Source organism: Maribacter sp. ACAM166 (assembly GCF_005771495.1).
Lineage (GTDB): Bacteria > Bacteroidota > Bacteroidia > Flavobacteriales > Flavobacteriaceae > Maribacter.
Genome location: NZ_VAUW01000002.1, coordinates 1 through 22062 on the forward strand (window position 1 = coordinate 1; position 22062 = coordinate 22062).

Here is a 22062-nt window from a genome sequence, read left to right on the forward strand (position 1 = left end):
TCGAGATGATTTGGGAAAACAAGGTTATATTTAACATAAGAGAAAGGTGTGGTTTTGAGTGCACCACAAAGGTAACTTTGAGGAACAGAATTCCCTTTCTCTTTTTTAATCGTTTAGGACGCTATTGGAAGCAAGCCTGTAATCACTACCACCATATAGTACCCTAAACCAAGGAATATATCTAGACCTGTTCTAGATAGTAAAGCCGCCATTAACCCAAATACGGCATATGGTACAAGAATCATTGCCCATGATACCACAATCATACAAATTTTTTGAATGGCTTCAGTAAAACGAATAATGGGTTTTGCAGTTTCTTTTTTTAATTGGGTAATGGCTACGCCTATTATGATGGTAAAAATGACTACACCCAACATTTCTCCCATCAAGATAGATTCTAACGGATTATTTGGTATAAGGTTGGAAATCGCATTTGGGATGTTTTCCATAAGATTAGGAGCTTCTGTAGCTATCGATTGTTCTTCACTACTATTCGGAAAACCACCCAGCTTAAAGATATATTCACCAGGTTTCATAATGAGCGTTACGGTCAGACCTATTATAATGGAAATAGCAGTTGTGAAAACAAAATACAACAGTAGTCTTAATCCAAATGTTTTAAGGTTTTCTGATGTGTTGCCAACAATTCCAGATATAATGGAGGCAAATATCAAGGGTATCATAATCATTTGTACCAGTCTCATAAATACTTGACCTGGTAAGTCTAGCCAAGTGGCTAACCATAAACTTAAATCCTCTGATATCAGCCCTGTAGATGGGTTAAGAAGCATTCCCAGTCCAGCTCCTAAAATCAACCCAATAATAACCTTAAGCCATAAGCGACCTTTTATTAAGTGCTCTAAGTGTACCGATAATTTATTAAGTGGTCTGATTTCTATCATTGTATCATATTCTTCTTAAGGTTTGCCAACGATTCGTGTATGAAGCGTTGGACATTTCGAAACACTTAATTTTCAATTTATAGTAAATTTTATTTTTTTCTATAAATATAATCTAACCATTTATGTCCAACGGTTATTACACGTTATTACCTACTGGCTTTTTTCAATCGAAAATATGCGCTTTATAATCTTTCCACCAGTTCTCAATATCAATTTTTGGTTTTCTGCAAATGTATAAAGGAATCCCGTTTTCTTCTCCAATCGCATATTTGTGAGTTATTATTTTAATCAATTCAACTTCTTTAAAAACGTGTTCTACGGATGCTTTCTCGTTTCCTATACTAATCCAAACCAATGCCTCTTTTGTACCATATCCCCAAGTCCAAAAACTTCCGTGTCTGCTTATTGGATTTGGAAGGTTGTATTTCTTTCCTAATATTTTAAGTGCACCTGCCTCACCATAATTTTCTGCCCACAGAACATAATTATTTTTTTCAATAGGATTTAAAGATTGATAAACACTATCTACCAACTTTACTTGTTCTTCCCACCCGAACATATCTGCATAATCTCCTGTTAATTCAATCCGTCCATTTTCCTCTTCAAATTGGGCATACTTGACATATTTTTCGATTGGTAGAATTGGTGTAAGTTCTGGAATGAAATAAATGGAAGGAACTAAAGTTACTATAGCTATTACATACACCCAAATTGGCTTTTTAGAAAGTAAAGATTCTATTTTAACTGCTCCGCTAGCAAAAAGAACCGGATAAATGGCAAAGACATAATATGCTTTAGAATTTAGCAACCACATTGTACAGAAAATAATTATGGCGGCAATCCCAACTGCTCTGTATTTGTTTAAATTTTTATCTATTATTAATGCTCCTAAACCAAAGAGACTTATAATTAATGTAAAAGGGAAATTTAATTGTTCTAACCCAAATTCCATTGGATTTGTACTGTTTAATTGATTTTCGTTTAAAGCCCGTAAATGTTTTAAAAGAGGAAAGTCATTTTGCATTTGCCAAATGATATTAGGCAAAAAAATCAATAGTGAAATTAAAGCAGAAATATAGAGCCATTTATTTTTATAAATAGTTCTTTTTTCATAGAAAAACAAACCAATAAAAAGTCCAAAAGCCCATACTAATATGGTGTACTTATTCATTAAACCTAATCCCAAAGCAATTCCCAATAAAATTAAAAACTTTTTGTTCTTTGAGTTTATAAACTTAATAATGAAGTAAAAACCTAATGTCCAAAATAATTGGTCAAATGCAACTGGTTGGAATAAAGTGTGATTTCGGTAAAATGGTAGAAATGCAAGGATACATATTCCAGATAATAAAATCGCCTTTGATTTTCCACCGAGTTCTTTGGCTATTAAACAGCATAAAATTAGAATTCCAACACCTGCTAATGTTGGAAATAACCTAACCCCCCAAAGAGAATAATCAAAAGACCAATAAGATAATTTTCCAATTAGTGCAATAAAGGGTGGAAATTCCATAAATCCCCAATCAAGGTGTTCACTTGCGGATAAATGAAGTAATTCATCACGATGAAAACCATAATTCTGATTCCCAAACCATTGTATTAATAGTTTAACAAAAGAAAGAATTAAAATTATTGGTAAATATTTTTTCATTAGTTTTTGAGCTTGCAGGTCACAATTTAGATAGCATCATTGATGATACCCCACTCATAAGTTCAAGTTACTATTCTTTTAATTAAATGTAAACCGATTTTGTCACTACTGTTTTTACAATCACGGTGAAAACAGGTATCAGATAATTCCTAAAACTACGAACTGTCACCTATTTACTTCATCAACTTCTTCATCTCCTCAACAATATTATAAGCTGCAGGGCATATTTCAACATTCTTAAGAGTAAGGTTACTTATTTGTTGAAATTTTTTTCGATCTGTATGGGGAAATTCGCGGCAAGCCTTTGGGCGTATATTGTAAATTGAACAATAATTATCAGCCCCTAGAAAAGTACAGGGCACCTGTTGCAAAACAAAATCATTGTCCTCATCTACACGTAAATAAGTGTCAATGAGCTTTTGGGGCTTCATTTTAAACGACTTAGAAATACGTTCTACATCGGCATTGGTAAAAAGCGGTCCCGTAGTTTTACAGCAATTCGCACAGGTAAGACAGTCGGTGCGTTCAAATTCGGTCTCATGCAGCTCTTGCATTATATAGTCTAAATTCTTGGGCGGCTTCTTTCTAAGTTTGACAAAGAACTTTTTGTTTTCACTATGTTTTTCCTTAGCTTTTTTCGACAACTGACGTAAAACCTCCTCCATATTCTAAAATTATTAGTCAAAACTAGGAAAGTAGGAATAAAAAGAGAGATTTTTGCACTTAGAAATACATCTATTTTGAACGACGATATATTAGGCACTGCACTTTTAGACTACCAAGAAGGTAGGTATACTGAAGATATTTTAACGTATTCTTCATTGAACGAAGAAGATGTTTTACCAATACCCTATATGTTCAGAAGCTTTAAAGATATGCCTGCACTTGAACAAAAGGCACTAAAAAGCTGTAAAGGCAACGTTCTGGATATTGGTTGTGGTGCAGGGAGTCATAGTCTTTATCTCCAAAGAAAAGGGCTTACAGTTACTGGCCTTGATTCTTCAAAAGGTGCGATTCAAGTATGCAAACAAAGAGGCGTAAAAAATAACATTCACCAAAATATTTTAGACTACGAAGGTGAAACTTTTGATACACTTTTAATTTTAATGAACGGTGTAGGATTAGCTGGAACCTTAAAGGAGCTTGAGAAATTCTTCTCAAAATTAAAATCTCTGTTAAAAAAAGGAGGTCAAATTCTCTTGGATTCATCTGATATCATTTACATGTTCGAAAATGACGAAGATGGCGGATATTGGATTCCTGATGAAACGACCTATTATGGTGAAGTTAACTTCACCATAAAATATAAAAATAAAAAAACCAAACCATTTCAGTGGTTATACGTAGATTATAATACGCTACAGCGTGCAGCGAATTTCAATCATTTAAGTTGTGAACTACTTATGGAAGGTGAACATTACGACTATTTAGCAAGATTGACGCATGCCAAATAATAGCATCCCGATTTTTTCGTTATGCTATCAGACAAACCAAGATGATGAATATATTCAAAAGATTATTATTAGTACTACTAATTGCTTTCACCATTTCCTGTTCGAAAAGTGCTTCTGGTTCAGATGACGAAGCAACATCTACCACAGTAGACAAAAAAGCTAACTTGTTAGCAGCTGGAGATTCTGCCAATGATATTCTATCTACTGATAATTTTGATAAAATTTTAATTGAAATTGGATATGTAACAGGCTTCAAACCTACAACATCTGCAATGACTCAGTTTACAGATTATTTGCGCCAACACACGTTCAAAGAAGACATAGAAATTATTTATAATGAATTACCTAGTCCTGCAGAAGACGAACTCACTTTAAAAGAAATTTCAGATCTAGAAACAAAAAATAGAACAGCATTTAATACCGGTAGCACTTTAGCTATCTATATCTATTTTGCAGATTCACCTGCAGAAGGTGATGATTTAGAGGATGGCTTGGTCACTTTAGGAGCTGTTTTTCAAAATACTTCAATGATTATTCATGAAGTAACGGTTAGAAAATTAGCGGCGAGAAGCTTTTCAATTAGTGATGCAGATGTAGAAACCACTACCTTAAACCATGAGTTTGGCCACCTTTTCGGCTTAGTCAATTTAGGCACCGATATGGTAAACGACCATCAATCAGAATCTGAAAATAGTGATGGTGAAATGGCCGGTGACAACCACTGTAACCAAAATGGTTGTCTTATGCGATCAGAACTGCAATTTGGTGGTCCGGTAAGCGGAAAATCTCATCAAGCAACTTCAAAAGAACTGTACGAAGATGGCATAAAATCAGCCTGTACGCTTTCTGGAAATACTGTCTTAGGCCTTTTACAGCAAAAATCAGCAAAGGGAAGTGCCGCAACTGTTGAACTTGACCCAGAATGTATATTGGATATTCGCGCCAATGGAGGACGCTAATTCTCGATGCTATAGAAATCAATTTTCTCTAAAAACAAAGTTTATTGAACGCCTTACCAAACTCTAAGGGATATTCAAATACTTATGTGTTTGCAATGAAACTTTCCATTTTGGGTTTTTCATCACATAATCTACAATCATCGGAACGACTTTATCTCTAACACTCCATTCTGGCTGTAAGTACAAAATACAGTTCGAGTTTGTTTTAGCCGCTTGTTCCTCTGCAAAAATTAAATCGTGCTTATTAAAAATAATCACCTTAAGTTCATGAGCTTCATCGTAGATTCTACCTTCAGGTAATTTATTTTTTTTGGGAGAAAGACAAATCCAATCCCAATCGCCAGTTAGCGTATACGCCCCTGAAGTTTCAATGTGTGTTTTTAAACCTTTATCCTTTAACGCTTTGGTCAACGGTCTCATATCCCACATTAAAGGCTCACCACCTGTAACTACAATCGTGTCAGAATAGGCCACGGCATTTGTGACAATTTTTTCAATATCTGTGGGTGGGTGGGTTTCCGCATTCCAACTTTCCTTAACATCACACCAATGACAACCAACATCACAACCTCCAACTCGAATAAAATAGGCAGCAGTTCCTTTATGAAAACCTTCGCCCTGTATGGTGTAAAATTCTTCCATTAAGGGCAAAAACACCCCTTGATTCACCTTCTCAAGTACCTCTACATTTTTCATCTGGCAAAGATACGTTTTAGTTCCTAATTCCTATAGCCAGTCAGGTCCAGAATATATACCACCGAACCTATTCGTCATAGCGCTTCACCTGTTGAAAACTAAGTAGTATTTAAGATAGGTCTTCGCTTTTGGTTTGCTTAAAAATCCCTTATTTTTATCCAAAATTCATATAATGGCTGGTACCAAAGATTTTTTTAACCATATCGAAAAGGGATATACCACCAAAGGCGATTACATTGTAATGGGTGCGGCCATGTTAAATGGTGAAGCCGTAAAGGATGCCTTGGTTAAAATTCCACTAAAAACACTGAATAGGCATGGGCTAATTGCCGGTGCTACAGGTACTGGAAAGACTAAAACACTTCAAATAATAGCAGAAAATCTATCCCAAAAGGGAATACCCGTTCTTTTAATGGATTTAAAGGGTGATTTGAGCGGACTAGCACAACCAAGTCCTGGTCATGCTAAAATAGACGAGCGACATGCTAAAATCGGTATCCCATTTGAAGCTAGTAGTTTTCCTGTTGAAATACTTTCTTTATCAGAACAAGATGGTGTCAAATTAAGGGCAACAGTATCTGAATTTGGACCTGTACTCTTATCTCGAATTCTTGACCTTTCTGAAACTCAAGAAGGCATCGTTGCCGTGGTTTTCAAATACTGCGATGATAATAAAATGCCTTTATTAGATTTAAAAGATTTCAAAAAAGTATTACAATACGCAACAGGAGCTGGAAAAGCGGAGTTCGCTAAAGAATATGGTAGAATTTCAACGAGCTCAACCGGTACGATACTTAGAAAAATTATTGAACTAGAGCAACAAGGTGCAGAATTGTTCTTTGGCGAAAAGTCTTTTGATGTTAATGACTTAACACGAATAGATGAAAAAGGACGTGGTTATATTAATATTCTAAGGTTGACCGATATACAAGATAGACCAAAGTTGTTCTCAACATTTATGCTAAGTTTATTGGCAGAAATTTACTCAACGTTCCCGGAACAGGGTGATAGTGACCAACCAGAGCTCATACTTTTCATAGACGAAGCACATCTTATTTTCAAGGAAGCATCGAAAGCATTATTAGACCAAATTGAAAGTATCGTAAAACTGATCCGTTCAAAGGGCATAGGTCTTTATTTTGTGACTCAGAACCCAACTGACGTACCAAATGAGGTATTAGCTCAATTAGGTCTGAAAGTACAGCATGCATTAAGAGCATTTACCGCTAGAGATAGAAAGGCGATAAAAATGACGGCAGAAAACTATCCTGAATCTGAATACTATGATACCAAAGAGGTGCTTACATCTTTAGGTATTGGTGAAGCACTCATTTCAGCTTTGGACGAAAAAGGGAGACCGACACCACTTGCGGCCACATTGTTACGAGCACCCATGAGCAGAATGGATGTGCTAACAAATAAGGAATTGAAAGACGTTATCGACAGCTCTACGTTGGTGAAAAAATACAACGAAATTATAGATCGAGAAAGTGCTTACGAAATCCTAAACGAAAAGATTGAGAAGGCCGAAAAACTTGCAGAAAAAGAAAAGAACAAACCAACACCAAGAAGAACCACCAGTAGACAAAGTACAAGGCAAAATCCGATAATAAAGGTATTGACAAGTGCTACATTTATTAGAGGCGTACTAGGAATATTAAAAAAAGTAATGCGATAGGAAATATGAAAACGAGTTATACACTAGTATTAATTTTAAGCAGCTGTCTATTTTATAATTGCGAAAGCGTTAAAACGAATGATTTTCAAATATCTGGAGACCAAGTAGGCAGATTGAGTAAACAAAGTCTAGCAAGAGATATTGACCTTATTTTTGAGAAAGATTCGGTCGTACAGGATACGGTAAAATTACATTTTGGGAGTGGTGCAAGTAAAATCATGATATTTGAAAAAGGAGGCGAACTTCTACTTACACTTACTCCAAATACAGATAGCATTGCAACCATTCAAAATGTGCAAATTAATGATGGTCGTTTTATTACGGAGAAAGGCATTACCAAAAATTGTACGTTTAAAGATATTAAAGAGAATTATTCAATAAAGAAAATCATTACTTCTTTAAACAATGTGGTAGTATTATTAAAAGACAGCGATCTCTATTTTACTATTGACAAGAAAGAATTGCCAGGCAGCCTAAGATACAACGCTAATTCTAAAATTGAAGAAGTCCAAATACCAGATAAGGCAAAGGTAAAATACATGATGGTCGGTTGGGACTGATTATCTGTAATTGGCCAAGCAATTAATGATTGAAGGCCACACATTTAATTCTGTCAGACCAATACACCATATTAGTAGCCATTAACGGAAACTGAAAATTCAGTTGATAATGGTTATTTTTCAAATCATTTAACAGCAATCTTCTCGTGCCCATTTTATTTCAAAAAATCATACCAAAATTATACGGACTTTATTTCAATCTCTTTGTCTGGCTTCAATCAAACAAAATTGCCAAACAAGCATTCGAAGTATTCGCTACCGTTCGAAAAGGTCGTGTGTTACCTAATCAAAAGCAGTATTTAGACAGTGCAAAACTCGAAGTTTTAAACGTAGGCGACAATCAAATTCAGTTATATAGATGGCCAGGCACTAAAGAAACGGTAGTACTGGTACATGGTTGGGAAAGTAATGCATGGCGATGGCACAGACTAATTGAAAAACTACAAGAAGCCGATTATAACATTATAGCCTTTGACGCCCCTGCTCATGGATATTCAACGGGAAAATTGTTATATGTCCCAATCTATGCCGAAGCTTTGCAAGCAATAGCATTGAAATACCGACCTAAAACGGTTATTGGTCATTCCGTAGGTGGGATGACCGTTTTGTATAATGAGTATAAACATTCAAATGCATTTATAGAAAAAATAGTGACTATAGGCTCTCCTTCAGAATTCAACGAAATCCTAACCCATTATAAAAATCTATTAGGTTTGAATAAAAAGGTGATGAAAACGTTGGAGTCTTATATTTATTCTAGATTTGGTTTCACCTCAAAAGAATTCTCCAGCTCTAAATTTGTTTTAAATAATTCGAAAAAAGGTTTACTCTTTCATGACAGGCTGGACAAGGTAACTCCTTATCATGCATCTGTAGAGGTAAATAAACATTGGAAGGGAAGCGAACTAATAAGCACTGAAGGTTTTGGGCATTCAATGCATCAAGATGAGGTGAACGACAAGATTATCACCTTTTTAAAGCTGTGATGGGTAAAATGTAAATCACTGTAAAATTCCAATTTGTCATTAGTTTCAATATAAAGGAATGTATTAAACAGTAACTTTCCGAACACGTAATAAAATAAATAGCACGGGGCGTTCATAAAGGTATATGAACGCATTAATGTCGACTTTAAAAAACACCTTATTATGCAAAACGTTTCACCATTTCACATTGCCATACCCGTTCATAATTTAGCCGAGTGCAGAACATTTTATAGAGAGGTACTTAATTGCGAAGAAGGTCGCAGTAGCGACCATTGGGTCGATTTCAATTTTTTTGGACATCAACTGGTTATACATTATAAACCAAAATTAGAAACTGAAAATATACACCATAATCCTGTGGACGGGCACAATGTTCCCGTACCTCATTACGGGGTCGTACTACCATGGGACACTTTTCAAAGCTTTTCTGAAGAGCTAAAATCAAAGGAGGTTAATTTTGTTATTGAACCTTACATTCGATTTGAAGGGCAAGTCGGGGAACAAGCTACTATGTTCTTTTTAGACCCTGCAGGTAATGCATTAGAATTCAAAGCCTTTAAGGATAAGACACAACTATTCGCCAAATAACTAGAAAGATTTCGGTATTTCGTTACAATTGGGCTACTATCTAAATTAAAACAATACATAAAAAAATCAACTCTAATAAAGAGTTGATTTTTTTAAGCTCAAAAGACAATTAAATTTCACTAAAAATACTATTGAGACCACGAGGTAGGAACTCTATCCCATCTGTGCCTTTTAAGCTCTTCATACAATTCAGCAGCTAAACCATTACCATCACTTGTTGCCGTATTAGCCAAAACATTGCGCTGTTTACGCATACCAGGTATGGTAGTGCCCACGTTATCGTTCATCAATATAAAACGCAATGCCATTTCTGCCATGGTCATCCCTTCTGGTATTAACGGTCGTAATGCATCTGCATGTTCCACAGAAGAATTTAAATTTTCTGGCACAAAATAAGTCCCGCGCCAATCTCCCTCAGGAAAAGTAGTTTCCTTGGTAATTGTTCCAGTAAGAGTTCCTTCATCAAAAGGCACCCGTGCAATGGTGGCGATATCCATTTCTTTACACAATGGAAACAGCGTATCGACAGGCGCTTGGTCAAATATGTTATAAATGACTTGAACAGCATCTAACATACCCGTTTTTAAAGCTTTAATGCCGTTTTCTGGTTCCCAACGATTCATGCTTATACCCATGGCAGCAATCTTGCCAGAGGTCTTTAAATCTTCAATAGCACGTTGCCATTCTTCACGGTCGCTCCAAACATCATCCCATGTATGGAATTGCATTAAGTCTAATTGTTCTAACCCTAAATTTTTTAAAGTTTTATGGGTATAGTCCATAATATGCTCCGTTGGATAGGAGTCTTCAAATCCATATTCAGGTTTAGCTGGCCATTGAAAGTTTTTTGGTGGTATTTTACTTGCCGTATATAATTTTTTAGAAGGATGTCTTCGAACAAGCTCACCCAATAATTCTTCACTATGCCCTTCGCCATACCCCCAAGCAGTATCGAAAAAATTAACTCCGTTCTCAACGGCTAAATCTAATGACTTAGCGGATTGCTCATCATCACTAGCCGTCCATCCGGCCATCCCCCACATGCCATATCCTACTTCACTTACTTGCCAATCAGTACGCCCAAATCTTCTATATTTCATTTCTATCTAAATTTATTATTAGTATTGATGAAAGGCATCTGACACGAAACTTAGAACCGCTGGCAATGCTTCTCGCCAGTATGTCCAACTATGTCTTCCATCTCTCACTCGATATTCATGTGGAATATCTTTTTTCTTCATGGCGATATGCACCAAACTATTTCCCTCGTAGAGGAAATCATCATCTCCGCAATCAATATACCACCGAACAGATTTTACATCTTCGACAGAAACAGTTTTCAATAATTCTATAGCATTGTGTTTTTTAAAATATTCTTGAATCTCAACTTCAGAATATTTAACATCATTTTGTTCCAATCTTTTTTTTAAATCCTCAATAGTCAAAGGACCAACATATGCGCTCAACGGACAAGCGGAAGAAAACAATTCTGGGTGGTGTAAAGCATACATAAAAGATCCACCGCCACCCATGGATAGTCCGGCAACCGCTCGATATCGTTTTTCTCCTTTGATTCTGTATTTCTGTTCAACATAGGGCATAAATTCCTCGAAAAAGAAATCCTCATACCGCCAATCTTTTCCTTGATTGAAATAACCCATTTTACCAGTATCAGCATCTGGCATAACTATAATCATTGGTGTCGCACTACCGTCTTTAATTCCTTTGTCTGTAATACGTAAAATTTCACCAAACTGCACCCAACCTCTATGGTCATCTGTAGCCCCATGTAACAAATACAAAACCGGATAACTGCGCTCAGAAGTTTCGTAATCCGGTGGAAGGTAAACGGCATAATTACGCTCCATTTTTAAAATTTTGCTGGTCATGGAAAGGTTATCTTTAACCCTACCACTCTGGGCTACAAGGCTTAACGTTATCCCGAAACAAATAACGAGCAAGAGAGCTGCTTTTTTCATTTTAAATGAAGTTTATTTATAAAAAACAAGATACTGATAATGCTTGAATTTTAGAATACCATAATAATAGAAATTTTGACTTTCAAGTTAAACAAGCAACAAACCTTTCTTCCTTACAATATAATAAGCGACAAATATATTGGGCACCCAAGATAACCACGATGTAATACGATAGGCTACAATAAAATCTTGAAATACCATGGTCAAAAGCGGTAGCCAAAATCGCAAAGTGACCGCCGAGAAACAAACAGCATAACTGAAAATCATAAAAGCCTGATGTGATTGAACATTTCCTTTTCTTATGGCTAAAAATGCATTACTTGTGGTATACAACCAAATCAGCGCCGAACCTACAAATGCCACCTTTGGGATAAGACCACCCGTGGCATTCATAGCGATGAAAAGTCCACAGAAGCCACTGATTAAAGCTGCTATTATATATATTTTACCAACGGTTCTATGCAATCTTAAATTCGACTTTCTTATCCGCTTACTGAACTGTACCCAGCCGACTATTAAGGCCAAACCACCAAAAAAAATATGACCATAGAAGCCGACATTCCAAAAGACATCACCCAATAACGCTTCTGTTTTAGACGCTAACAGGCCTAATTTACGGTCTATAAGCACATAAATAAGCGGGTATAGCCCTACCCCGATTGCGAAAAAAGCAAAAAAGAACCATCCCACTTTACTTCGTATATTCTTCATACTTACCTATACCTCCAACTCGTTAAATCAGCCCCTTTAGGCGCACTTTTCTCGATACGCTCCATGATTTTTGGCACATACATACTGTTGTACCGTAAACGAGTTATAGCATTTGGTTGCTCTGAATCACCGTTCCAACAATGTTCAGCTCTGTCACCATACAACACTTCTCCATCATAATAAGGCTCCGTTGTACTTTCTAAGAAATCTTCCATTAGGTACACTGCATTGTTCAAATAGTAATTATCCATATCACCACAGTAAATATGAATTTTCCCTTTAAGGTTAGGACCTAATTTATCCCAATCACGTTCTAGAATATGTCTAAGGTCAAAATTCTCTTTCCAATACTCGGCCACTTTATGGTCTATCTCTCCGGTCATTTTATCCCATATTCTAACCGGATATCCATCTTTACCTTGAGGCGAGTAGGTAGCTTCCCAAATATCCCATTGCTGACCTGATCTTGACTTATCTCCCAACACTAATTCTAAATGATTGCCTTGTCTTAACGTTGATTGTATCTGACCTAGGTAATTACGATGTGATGGCACCTCTAATTTCTTGTGAGTGCTTGGGTAATAATACGCGTTAGCATCTTCATAAATATTCGTCAAGGCATACGCCCTAAAATCAATTGGATCAGGACAAGCGGCAAAACAACCATTATATTCCTCTGGATATTTTACTTGAACCGCAAGTGCCTCCCAACCACCAGTCGAACCACCATATAAGAAACGAGACCAGCCTTCACCCATTCCCCTAAACTGCTTTTCTATTTCAGGAATCAATTCATAGGTTAACGCATCACCATAAGGACCTTGGCTAGCTGAATTTACAGCGTAAGAGTCATCATAATAAGGCGTTGGATGTTGAATCTCTATGATTATAAAGCGAGGAAAATCAGGCTCATTCCATCGTTTATAAAAATCATAAGCTTCTTGCTGCTGAATGATATTGTATCCTTCTAAATTAAACCGTTCTGAATATTCAGGTTTCATTTTAGGGTCTGGAGGGGTTGTTCTAAAGCCACTAAAATCTGATGGAAAATGACCTTGAAATACCATAAGAGGGTATTTTGCTTCTGGATGCTCTTCGAACCCTTTAGGAAGTAAGACGTGAGCTCCTAAATAAATATCCCGTCCCCAAAATTCAGATAATTTTTCAGACTTTACTTTTATATGCTTGATCCATTTAGTATCCTCTGGTTCTGCTATTGGTGGTATTACCTGATCAAGAACTACTGAAACATTTTCAATACCATTGCTTGCTACCCTTATTTTAAATGGCTTACTGTACAAATTACCTGGAGAACGCTGCCATTGTTGTCCCTCTCCATTATCCATCGGTAATTTAACGGTATGCCCTGTTGATAAATTAAAGGTTTCATACACATTTAACAGCGCCTGCACATTGTATTCCCCGGGCGGCACATCTTTTAAACTGGCATAAGGATACCCAAAAGTTGACCCATCAAAAGTTATTGAAGTGTTTGGTTCCCAATCATTCACATTAAGTCCAAAAATTAGCTGGGTATTAAGACCATCGTTGATTTGAAATCGAGGTTCATCGCTGTCATCTGTAGAAAGCATTAATAGAAGTCTACCATCTTTCGGCGTTTCATCTACATCATCATTAAATGTGATATTGATATCATAAACAGGTTTAACTACCTTTTCACAACTAAGTAGTAGACAACTTAGAAGTCCTAAAACGAATATTTGTTTTTTCATGATGGATGTTGATTATTCCATTAAAGATAAATATTCATTTGGCTATCCTAAACTTTGAGAAAAGTTTATTTTAAAATAAAAAGTTGCGTTGTAAATTCTAATCAACTAGACTGGAAATGTAATACAAAAAGTTGCTCCTTTATTAGGTTCACTCTCCACCGATATAACACCGCCCAAACTGTTTAACTGATTTTGAATTAAATAGAGCCCCACCCCTTTACCTTCTTGAGATACATCGAAACGCTGATTGAGACCAAATATCTTGTCTCCATTTTTTTCTAGATCAAAGCCTTTTCCGTAATCTTTATATAGTAATTGCTTATGACCATCCTTAATCTGTGTTTGTATTTCAATTTTCGGAGAAATACCTGGTTGGTTATATTTAATGGAGTTAGTTATTAAGTTTAAAAGAATACTTTCCATAAAGGCATTATCAAAATACACACTTTCACATTTTGAAAAATCACTTGTAATTTGCGAATTGGAACCGCTAACTATAGACCCCAAATTATTCTCTATTTTAGATAGTATCTTATTAAAAAAAACTTCACTAAGATTATTGGAGTTCTTGCCTGCATTATCGATTAAATCTAAATAGTTCTCTAGAGATTCTTTCACACCCTTGGCTGAAATTTCCATATAACGTAATATTTGCGTGGTATCCTCATCATTAATGGTGTTAAAATCTAATAAATCAAAAAGAGATATCAAATTATTAACTGGAGCCCTTAAGTCATGTGAAGTGGTGTAATTTAACCGAACTAAATCTTCATTTACACTTTTAAGCTTCGTGAACTCTGCTACATGCTCATCTTTAAGTCGCATTTCTTGTGTAATATCCTTAGCGATAGCATAAACCATATTATCATCTTCAACAGGCACAGCGCTCCATGAAAGCCAAACGATTTCTCCAGATTTTGTTACGTACCTATTTTTAAAATTAAGAAGTCTTTCATTTTTATAAATTCCCTCCCGAATATCTTGGGTAGATTTTTTATCGTGCTTGTATACAAAATCATTTATTTTCCTTGATAAAATTTCTTCTTTGGTATAGCCTAATAACGTTATAAAAGCTGGATTTACGTCAACAAAATAACCATCAAAATTTGCTATACAAAGCATATCTACAGATGATTCAAAAAATTGCTTTAAGCTCATAGTTTTTATTTATTCTAATCAATATCACTACCAAATAAACGATTCCACATTTAAAATTTTAAAAAACGTACGAACTCATTCATGATGCAAAATGATTTGTCCGTATTTTTTACACCAAAAAAGGCAGCACTTTTTCACACGTATTTTAAATAATCCTTACAACCTCAAAATCTCTCTCTAATATAGGAATGAATCATAAAATAAATCTAACGGTTTTTCACAAAAAAAATACCATTTACACTATAAAAACGTTCCTTACTAAACATATAACCTGTATTGGACCATTTTATTAAACACATCAAAACAAAGTATCATGAAAAAAATTGTATTGATTTTATTCATAGTAAGTCTCATTACGACTATATCAAGCTGTGATTATGACGACAGCAATGATATTGATATTATAAAACCAAATGATTCTACCGAAACGGGAATAACAATTTCCGACGAACCAAAGCAAAAAAACCTCCAATCGTAAGATTGAAGGTTTTTTTGCTACGTATTATTTTTCTTGCCAAATCTTAACCCATTCTTCGGGAGCCAAGTAAAGTGAGTCCATTTTCTTAACATCAAAAGCGCTATAGAACTCGGGAATATTGCGTACAATTCCATTAACGCGTAAATTGTCTGGCGAATGTGAATCCGTACTAATCTGTACTCGCAGTGCTTCGTCTCGCATTTTATTTCTCCAAGACTGTGCATATCCAATAAATACGCGTTGTTCTCCAGTAAAGCCATCCATAACTGGAGCATCCTTTTCTCCCAAAGACATCCTGTAAGCTTTAAGTGCTATAGTGAGCCCGCCTAAATCACCAATATTCTCGCCAAGAGTAAATTCTCCGTTTACATTCAAATCGGGCAATACTTCAAAACCATTAAATTGTCCCACCAAGGCACCGGTTCGCTTTTTAAACTCTTCCTTATCGGCATCTGTCCACCAATTACGCATGGCACCGTCCCCATCAAATGTGCTACCCGTGTCATCAAATCCATATCCTATTTCATGTCAGATTACCGCACCAATAGCACCATAGTTAACAGCATCCTCGGCATTTAAATCAAAGAATGGAGGTTGTAAAATAGCTGCAGGAAATACGATTTCGTTCAAGGTCGGATTATAGTAGGCATTAACCGTCTGCGGAGTCATACCCCACTCATCCTTATCTACGGGCTGCCCTAATTTAGCCAATTCCCTATTATATTCCATTAATGCCGACCTATGAAGATTACCATACAAATCATCTGGTTCTATTTCAAAATCATAGGATTTCCATGTATCGGGATATCCAATTTTGGGTGTGAACTTACCTAACTTGTCCAAAGCTTCTTCTTTGGTTGCTTCACTCATCCAATCCAAATCCTTAATACTTACTTCATACGCTTTAAGTAGATTTTCAACAAGTGTTTCCATATGTTCCTTCGCTGCTGGCGGAAAGTGTCTTTTCACATATACTTTACCAACCACCTCTCCCAAAGTCCCGTTTACGGTAGACACACCTCTTCTCCACATAGGCCGTTGTTCTTGGGTACCTCTTAATTCTTTGCTGTAAAACTCCCAGTTCTGATTATCCAAAGCATCGTTTAAACGTGATGCACTAGCATCTAAAGCACTCCATTTTAAATACGTTTTCCACGTATTCAAATCTGTAGATGTAATAATACCATCCAAATCCTTAGTATAGTCTAGCATCAAAACCCCTAAATTTTCCTGCTTAGACAATCCAGCTTCAGCTAAAAAGTTGGTCCAATTGAATTTAGGCATAATAGTGGACAAGGTATCTAATGGAAACATGTTGTACAACCCTAACAAATCTCTTGTTTTCTCCTTGTCTAAATGCTTTGAAGCTATTTTAGTCTCCAAATTCATTACCGCCTTTGCTGCTTTAGTTCCATCAGGAAGTCCTGCCAAATCGAACATTTTTTCTATATGAGCAACATATTTGTTCTAGATTTCTTTTGAACGAGCATCATTTTTTAGATAATATTCTTTATCGGGTAATCCCAATCCGGCTTGCCACGTGTATACCGTATAAATCGTTGGGTCTTTAAAATCTTGGTAAACGAATAGGCCCAGCGGAGTGTTTATACCGTATTTATTCGCGTAAGCAAATAAGTTACCAACTCATCGTAACTCTTGATGGCATCTATTTTATCAAACTCTGGCTTTAAAGGAGCAACTCCTAATTCATTCCTTTTTTCAATATCCATATAGGATTTAAAAAGGTCTCCAACTTTCTGCTCATCCGAACCTTTAGCAAAATCACCGGAAGCAGATTCCTCAACAATCTTTTTAACATTGTCTTCCGATTCCTCGTGAACGATATACCCTACCCCATAAGATAATTTATCAGCAGTAATTTTTGTGTTTTTCACCCAAGTACCATTTATATACGACGTAAAATCATCACCCGGATGCACTGAAGTGTCCATATATTCCTTTAAGATACCTGAAATCAATTCTTTTTCTGGAATTTCTTTAGTCTCCGTATTTCAGGCCGTTGTTAGCACGATAACTGATAGCATACTAATTTTAAAATCCTTGATTTGTTCATATTGGTTTGCTTAAATCTTTGTCAACATTAGACTAGAATGATATGGTCATGTTACAATATTTTAAGTTAAATAGGAATTAAAAAAAGTTCTTTCGGAATTTTATTGTCTATTTCTATGACGTTCCCTTGCCAAAAGTGTATTCTTCAACAGCATAGCAATTGTCATTGGCCCCACACCACCCGGAACCGGCGTTATAAAGGATGCCTTTTTACTTACGTTTTCAAAATCAACATCTCCTGTAATATAATATCCTTTTTCTTTAGTATCATCGGGTACTCTTGTAATACCTACATCGATAACAACGGCATCATCTTTAATCATTTCAGCTTTAAGGAAATTGGGAACGCCCAGGGCAGATATCACAATATCTGCCTGTGAAATGATTTGTGTAATATTTTTTGTATGGCTATGTGTTAACGTAACCGTTGAGTTCCCTGGCCACCCTTTTCTACCCATCAAAATACTCATTGGCCTACCTACAATGTGACTACGACCTATTACCACCGTATGCTTTCCTTTTGTATCTACTTTGTAACGTTCCAAAAGTTCAAGAATACCAAATGGGGTCGCAGGTATAAAGGTGCTCATATCCAAAGCCATTTTACCGAAATTGGTAGGGTGGAAACCGTCTACATCCTTATCTGGGTGCACGGCCATGATTACTTTTTGGGTATCTATCTGTTCAGGTAGCGGTAATTGAACGATAAAGCCATCAATATTATCATCTTTATTCAGCTCGTTTATTTTCCTCAACAACTCTTGTTCAGAAGTTGTACTGGGCATTTGCACAAGGGTAGATTCAAATCCTACACGCTCGCAAGAACGTACTTTACTGCCTACATAGGTTAAACTTGCGCCATCATTACCTACAATTACAGCCGCTAAATGAGGCACCTTTTCTCCTCTTTCCCTCATCTTGGCAACCTCAGCCTTGATTTCCTCCTTTATTTGATTGGATACTTTTTTACCATCCAATAATTCCATATCCGTATGTTTTAAATTAACGTTAATCGTTTACTACTTCATTCCTTTCATGGCTCCCATCATCTGCATCATCTTTTTACCACCACCACCTTGCATCATTTTCATCATCTTACTCATTTGATTAAACTGCTTTAATAACTGATTTACTTCTTGAACTTCTCTGCCTGCACCTTTGGCAATTCTCTTTTTTCTACTTGCATCTAATTTTGAAGGCGTGGAACGTTCTTCTGGGGTCATCGAATGTATTATTGCTTCTATATGTTTAAAGGCATCATCATCAATATCCAACCCTTTTAGAGCTTTACCTGCACCAGGTATCATCCCCATAAGGTCCTTCATATTCCCCATTTTCTTAATTTGTTGAATCTGGCTTAAGAAATCATCAAATCCGAATTTGTTCTTCGCAATTTTCTTTTGAATTTTCCTAGCTTCCTCTTCATCAAACTGTTCTTGAGCACGTTCTACTAGAGAAATAACATCTCCCATACCCAAAATACGATCGGCCATTCTCGACGGATAGAAGACATCTATCGCCTCCATCTTTTCACCTGTACCGATGAATTTAATAGGCTTATCAACTACAGACTTAATAGATATCGCTGCACCACCTCGGGTATCACCATCTAATTTGGTAAGTATAACCCCGTCAAAATTTAATATATCATTAAAGGCCTTGGCGGTATTTACCGCATCTTGCCCTGTCATGGAATCAACAACGAACAACGTCTCCTGTGGTTTTATTGCTTTATGAATGTCAGATATCTCCGCCATCATTTTATCATCTACTGCTAAACGACCAGCCGTATCAATAATTACCACATTATGACCCTCTGCTTTTGCTTTGGCAACACCTGCTTTTGCAATAGCAACAGGATCTGTACTTTCACGATCCGAATAGACAGGTACACCAATCTGATCACCGACTATTTGTAACTGGTCTATAGCTGCAGGACGATACACATCACAAGCAACCAATAATGGATTCTTAGATTTTTTTGTTTTTAGGTAATTCGCAAGCTTTCCTGAAAAGGTAGTTTTACCAGAACCTTGTAAGCCGGACATTAAGATGACCGATGGATTTCCAGACAGGTTTATTTCTTCAGATTCACCGCCCATTAATTGGATCAACTCATCTTTTACGATTTTAACCATTAACTGACCTGGCTGTAAGGTCGTTAAAACATTTTGCCCCAATGCCTTTTCCTTTACCCTATTGGTAAATTCCTTTGCTATTTTAAAGTTAACATCCGCATCCAATAAGGCACGGCGTACCTCTTTGGTGGTCTCCGCAACATTTATTTCTGTAATCTGACCATGTCCTTTTAGTACATGTAAAGCTTTATCTAGCTTATCGCTTAAATTATCGAACATTCTTTTCTTTTTAAAGGGGTTACAAATTTAACAATATCAATGCTAATTCCGTCGCAAGTATCTCAAAATCTGCAAAACAAAAGAGCACCCATTAAAAATGGATGCTCAAACGTTGCTTGTGGGGCAAAAAAGGGTTTACACTTTCATATATTCCCAAACTAAAACCTCCATCAATACCGCCAACGAGGCCCAACTCTTTACTGTTGGCAGTATATTTCTGGATGTTTTATTTTTATTCTTTCTCTAAAATTAATTTATCATAACCGCCAGTTTCGTTTTCATGCTTAAGTTCGATTCTATTCTCCATGATTTCCAAAATTTGATAATCATTAGCCAACGGCAAGTAATTGCTGCCTGGGGCAAAAGCTATAATCAATTCTAATTGACCGCTAAATGTATTTTTATAGGCAAACCATCTACCCGTGCTAAAAACCTCACCGTTAAGGTTTCTTATTTCTAAGCTTCCATCATTATCGATATATAGTTTTACATCGACGTATCCTTCTGTAGTTTCATCTCCATTCTCTGCAAAATAGGCAATGTCCCACTCCACATCATTGAATAAATTTTTGATATCAACTGTATCTTCCTCATTGTCATCATCTCCACAATTTCTGACAATCATAAGTTCATACATTGTACCTTCTACATTAAACTTAATGAACCTGTCCTTTAGATCTGACAATAACCAGTCAAAGCTAACCGCTTGTTCATCTCCCATTGTTATGGCTACTATAAAACGGCCTTCTACATTTGTAGTGATTGCCCAAGTACCTTCAGATATATTATTCTCATTAGTCAATGTAATGACACCACCTGCCTTAAATTCAAATTCACTTCCTAATAGTCTATCGATTTGCTCACCATTGTTCTTCACTCTTTTGATAACCCAACTACATTCATTTAAAATTTCACGAATAGTTTCTAGATTAATCTCCGGAAGGTCTTCTTCACAGATTTGCTTCATGATGATACGATTACTTTCACCGTTAAATAATTTAATTCTATCATCACCAACATCATATACATTCCATTCCAAATTAAAATCTACAGAAGCATCAAATTCCATGTTCAATTTGGCTCCATCGTCACCAACTGTTGTACTCCAAGTACCCTCAATAGTTGTAGCTCCTCTAAAGCCAGTTACCACCGTACCATCATCTTTAAAATTTAAGATATAGTCTACGTATTGCACAGTCTGATCAATATTATTCCTTTTGAATTCTTTTACGAACCAAACACACTCCACTAATTCTTCATTAAAGTCATCTTCGTCAAAATCATCATCGTTATAGTCATCATCATCATCTTCATCACAATCATCTTTTGCATTTTCAATGGTCCCAGCCAATTCTTCATTACTTGCTACTGTAATAATAGTTTCATCATATAATTTTAATGAAATTGGAAAATCAAAACTGATCAAATTATCCTCCCCTAATTCCTTGAAGAATATTCTCATATCCCGATCACTTTTGACAACTACAGAACTTGTTTGCTCTAAGCTAACATTGAACGTATATAAGGTCGTGGGATATACAAAGTCTACACATTCTATATCATCGTCATCACCACCCTCTTCACATTCGGCAGCCAATTCCCTTAAATCTTGTAATCCGTTTATGGTAATTTCCGTAAAATCGCCGGCAGTAATGGTTATGGGAAATAAAATTTCCAAGAAATTCACATCATCATCAATAGCGTCAAAGATTTCTTCTATTTGATGAATATCCTCTCGAGAATCTATAGTAAGTTCCAGTCCATTTACCTCAACGGTATACGGAAATTTAATATCGAAACAACTTGTGCCATCTACGATATTATCATAAGAACCATCGTTGGTAGATGTACGTTTAATTAATTCTGCAGTAGAGGAATTTGCGGTAATTGCCTGTGGCTCTTCACCCGTATTTATTTCTTCAAATTCATCTTGACAGGATGTAAAACTTAATACAATCGTTAGCAAGCTAATATACATGGTATAACTAAGAAACTTTCTCATAATGACTTGGTGTTATTTGTTACTATATCCTTAAAACAATTTACTTTCAGAATACCCTACCTCCTTTTTTATTTTTTTTAAAATATCCTTGATAAAA

Annotated in this window: 19 protein-coding genes and 1 pseudogene; 7 read left to right on the plus strand and 13 right to left on the minus strand. The window is 36.0% G+C overall.

All coding sequences use genetic code 11. The annotated features are described in order from the left end of the window. Positions 1–113 precede the first annotated feature (113 nt). The 3 genes from ES765_RS01355 to ES765_RS01365 form a co-directional block, all read right to left on the minus strand. On the minus strand, positions 114–902 hold the full coding sequence (locus ES765_RS01355; RefSeq protein ID WP_138110806.1) for a dicarboxylate/amino acid:cation symporter: 789 nt from the start codon (positions 900–902) through the stop codon (positions 114–116). Positions 903–1065: 163 nt separating this feature from the next. Then, positions 1066–2553 (minus strand): ArnT family glycosyltransferase, encoded by a 1488-nt coding sequence (locus tag ES765_RS01360; RefSeq protein WP_138110807.1) that lies wholly within the window; start codon positions 2551–2553, stop codon positions 1066–1068. A 173-nt stretch (positions 2554–2726) separates the two neighbouring features. Then, complete coding sequence (locus tag ES765_RS01365) at positions 2727–3218, minus strand: YkgJ family cysteine cluster protein (protein ID WP_138110808.1); 492 nt, start codon at positions 3216–3218, stop codon at positions 2727–2729. A 75-nt stretch (positions 3219–3293) separates the two neighbouring features. Between ES765_RS01365 and ES765_RS01370 the strand changes: the two genes are divergently transcribed. Continuing rightward, the gene (locus ES765_RS01370) at positions 3294–4007 is read left to right on the plus strand and encodes a class I SAM-dependent methyltransferase (RefSeq protein ID WP_138110809.1); all 714 of its coding nucleotides are present in this window, start codon (positions 3294–3296) and stop codon (positions 4005–4007) included. Positions 4008–4048: 41 nt separating this feature from the next. Further along, positions 4049–4966, plus strand: coding sequence for a hypothetical protein (locus ES765_RS01375; protein WP_249356188.1), 918 nt, complete (start codon positions 4049–4051; stop codon positions 4964–4966). A gap of 63 nt (positions 4967–5029) precedes the next feature. Here ES765_RS01375 and ES765_RS01380 read toward each other — a convergent pair whose 3' ends face one another. Beyond that, complete coding sequence (locus ES765_RS01380) at positions 5030–5662, minus strand: 7-carboxy-7-deazaguanine synthase QueE (protein WP_138110810.1); 633 nt, start codon at positions 5660–5662, stop codon at positions 5030–5032. 172 nt (positions 5663–5834) lie between these two features. Between ES765_RS01380 and ES765_RS01385 the strand changes: the two genes are divergently transcribed. The 4 genes from ES765_RS01385 to ES765_RS01400 all read left to right on the plus strand — a co-directional run bounded on the left by ES765_RS01385 (position 5835) and on the right by ES765_RS01400 (position 9474). Continuing rightward, positions 5835–7340: a helicase HerA-like domain-containing protein gene (locus ES765_RS01385; protein WP_138110811.1), complete on the plus strand. Its 1506-nt coding sequence runs from the start codon at positions 5835–5837 to the stop codon at positions 7338–7340. A gap of 5 nt (positions 7341–7345) precedes the next feature. Further along, positions 7346–7900 (plus strand): hypothetical protein, encoded by a 555-nt coding sequence (locus ES765_RS01390; protein WP_138110812.1) that lies wholly within the window; start codon positions 7346–7348, stop codon positions 7898–7900. A gap of 146 nt (positions 7901–8046) precedes the next feature. After that, positions 8047–8886 carry an alpha/beta fold hydrolase gene (locus tag ES765_RS01395; protein ID WP_138110813.1) on the plus strand — a complete coding sequence of 280 codons (840 nt, stop codon included), beginning with the start codon at positions 8047–8049 and terminating at the stop codon, positions 8884–8886. A gap of 162 nt (positions 8887–9048) precedes the next feature. Further along, positions 9049–9474, plus strand: coding sequence for a VOC family protein (locus tag ES765_RS01400; RefSeq protein ID WP_138110814.1), 426 nt, complete (start codon positions 9049–9051; stop codon positions 9472–9474). A gap of 128 nt (positions 9475–9602) precedes the next feature. Here ES765_RS01400 and ES765_RS01405 read toward each other — a convergent pair whose 3' ends face one another. From ES765_RS01405 to ES765_RS01425, 5 genes are all read right to left on the minus strand, one after another. Continuing rightward, a complete protein-coding gene (locus ES765_RS01405) occupies positions 9603–10574 on the minus strand; it encodes an aldo/keto reductase (protein WP_138110815.1) in 972 nt (323 codons plus the stop codon). 18 nt (positions 10575–10592) lie between these two features. Next, positions 10593–11453: an alpha/beta hydrolase gene (locus tag ES765_RS01410; protein ID WP_171017202.1), complete on the minus strand. Its 861-nt coding sequence runs from the start codon at positions 11451–11453 to the stop codon at positions 10593–10595. Between the two features lie 87 nt (positions 11454–11540). Continuing rightward, the gene (locus ES765_RS01415; protein WP_138110816.1) at positions 11541–12164 is read right to left on the minus strand and encodes a DUF2306 domain-containing protein; all 624 of its coding nucleotides are present in this window, start codon (positions 12162–12164) and stop codon (positions 11541–11543) included. 2 nt (positions 12165–12166) lie between these two features. Then, a complete protein-coding gene (locus ES765_RS01420) occupies positions 12167–13897 on the minus strand; it encodes an alpha/beta hydrolase-fold protein (protein WP_138110817.1) in 1731 nt (576 codons plus the stop codon). Between the two features lie 105 nt (positions 13898–14002). Continuing rightward, a complete protein-coding gene (locus tag ES765_RS01425) occupies positions 14003–15055 on the minus strand; it encodes a sensor histidine kinase (protein ID WP_138110818.1) in 1053 nt (350 codons plus the stop codon). A 313-nt stretch (positions 15056–15368) separates the two neighbouring features. Between ES765_RS01425 and ES765_RS21600 the strand changes: the two genes are divergently transcribed. Next, the gene (locus tag ES765_RS21600) at positions 15369–15533 is read left to right on the plus strand and encodes a hypothetical protein (protein ID WP_171017203.1); all 165 of its coding nucleotides are present in this window, start codon (positions 15369–15371) and stop codon (positions 15531–15533) included. 24 nt (positions 15534–15557) lie between these two features. Here ES765_RS21600 and ES765_RS22200 read toward each other — a convergent pair. The 4 genes and pseudogenes from ES765_RS22200 to ES765_RS01445 all read right to left on the minus strand — a co-directional run bounded on the left by ES765_RS22200 (position 15558) and on the right by ES765_RS01445 (position 21965). Next, a pseudogene (locus ES765_RS22200) lies at positions 15558–17485 on the minus strand (M13 family metallopeptidase). Positions 17486–17707: 222 nt separating this feature from the next. Then, a complete protein-coding gene (locus ES765_RS01435) occupies positions 17708–18592 on the minus strand; it encodes a bifunctional 5,10-methylenetetrahydrofolate dehydrogenase/5,10-methenyltetrahydrofolate cyclohydrolase (protein WP_138110819.1) in 885 nt (294 codons plus the stop codon). 33 nt (positions 18593–18625) lie between these two features. Continuing rightward, positions 18626–19963: a signal recognition particle protein gene (gene ffh, locus ES765_RS01440; protein WP_138110820.1), complete on the minus strand. Its 1338-nt coding sequence runs from the start codon at positions 19961–19963 to the stop codon at positions 18626–18628. A gap of 232 nt (positions 19964–20195) precedes the next feature. Beyond that, positions 20196–21965: a hypothetical protein gene (locus ES765_RS01445; protein ID WP_249356189.1), complete on the minus strand. Its 1770-nt coding sequence runs from the start codon at positions 21963–21965 to the stop codon at positions 20196–20198. Positions 21966–22062 lie beyond the last annotated feature (97 nt).

Bases quoted from the DNA above. Each gene is read 5' to 3' on its own strand.
- ES765_RS01355 (WP_138110806.1), bottom strand. From the start codon at position 902: ATGATAGAAATCAGACCACTTAATAAATTATCGGTACACTTAGAGCAC.
- ES765_RS01360 (WP_138110807.1), bottom strand. From the start codon at position 2,553: ATGAAAAAATATTTACCAATAATTTTAATTCTTTCTTTTGTTAAACTA.
- ES765_RS01365 (WP_138110808.1), bottom strand. From the start codon at position 3,218: ATGGAGGAGGTTTTACGTCAGTTGTCGAAAAAAGCTAAGGAAAAACAT.
- ES765_RS01375 (WP_249356188.1), top strand. From the start codon at position 4,049: ATGATGAATATATTCAAAAGATTATTATTAGTACTACTAATTGCTTTC.
- ES765_RS01380 (WP_138110810.1), bottom strand. From the start codon at position 5,662: ATGAAAAATGTAGAGGTACTTGAGAAGGTGAATCAAGGGGTGTTTTTG.
- ES765_RS01385 (WP_138110811.1), top strand. From the start codon at position 5,835: ATGGCTGGTACCAAAGATTTTTTTAACCATATCGAAAAGGGATATACC.
- ES765_RS01390 (WP_138110812.1), top strand. From the start codon at position 7,346: ATGAAAACGAGTTATACACTAGTATTAATTTTAAGCAGCTGTCTATTT.
- ES765_RS01400 (WP_138110814.1), top strand. From the start codon at position 9,049: ATGCAAAACGTTTCACCATTTCACATTGCCATACCCGTTCATAATTTA.
- ES765_RS01405 (WP_138110815.1), bottom strand. From the start codon at position 10,574: ATGAAATATAGAAGATTTGGGCGTACTGATTGGCAAGTAAGTGAAGTA.
- ES765_RS01410 (WP_171017202.1), bottom strand. From the start codon at position 11,453: ATGAAAAAAGCAGCTCTCTTGCTCGTTATTTGTTTCGGGATAACGTTA.
- ES765_RS01415 (WP_138110816.1), bottom strand. From the start codon at position 12,164: ATGAAGAATATACGAAGTAAAGTGGGATGGTTCTTTTTTGCTTTTTTC.
- ES765_RS01420 (WP_138110817.1), bottom strand. From the start codon at position 13,897: ATGAAAAAACAAATATTCGTTTTAGGACTTCTAAGTTGTCTACTACTT.
- ES765_RS01425 (WP_138110818.1), bottom strand. From the start codon at position 15,055: ATGAGCTTAAAGCAATTTTTTGAATCATCTGTAGATATGCTTTGTATA.
- ES765_RS21600 (WP_171017203.1), top strand. From the start codon at position 15,369: ATGAAAAAAATTGTATTGATTTTATTCATAGTAAGTCTCATTACGACT.
- ES765_RS01435 (WP_138110819.1), bottom strand. From the start codon at position 18,592: ATGGAATTATTGGATGGTAAAAAAGTATCCAATCAAATAAAGGAGGAA.
- ffh (WP_138110820.1), bottom strand. From the start codon at position 19,963: ATGTTCGATAATTTAAGCGATAAGCTAGATAAAGCTTTACATGTACTA.
- ES765_RS01445 (WP_249356189.1), bottom strand. From the start codon at position 21,965: ATGAGAAAGTTTCTTAGTTATACCATGTATATTAGCTTGCTAACGATT.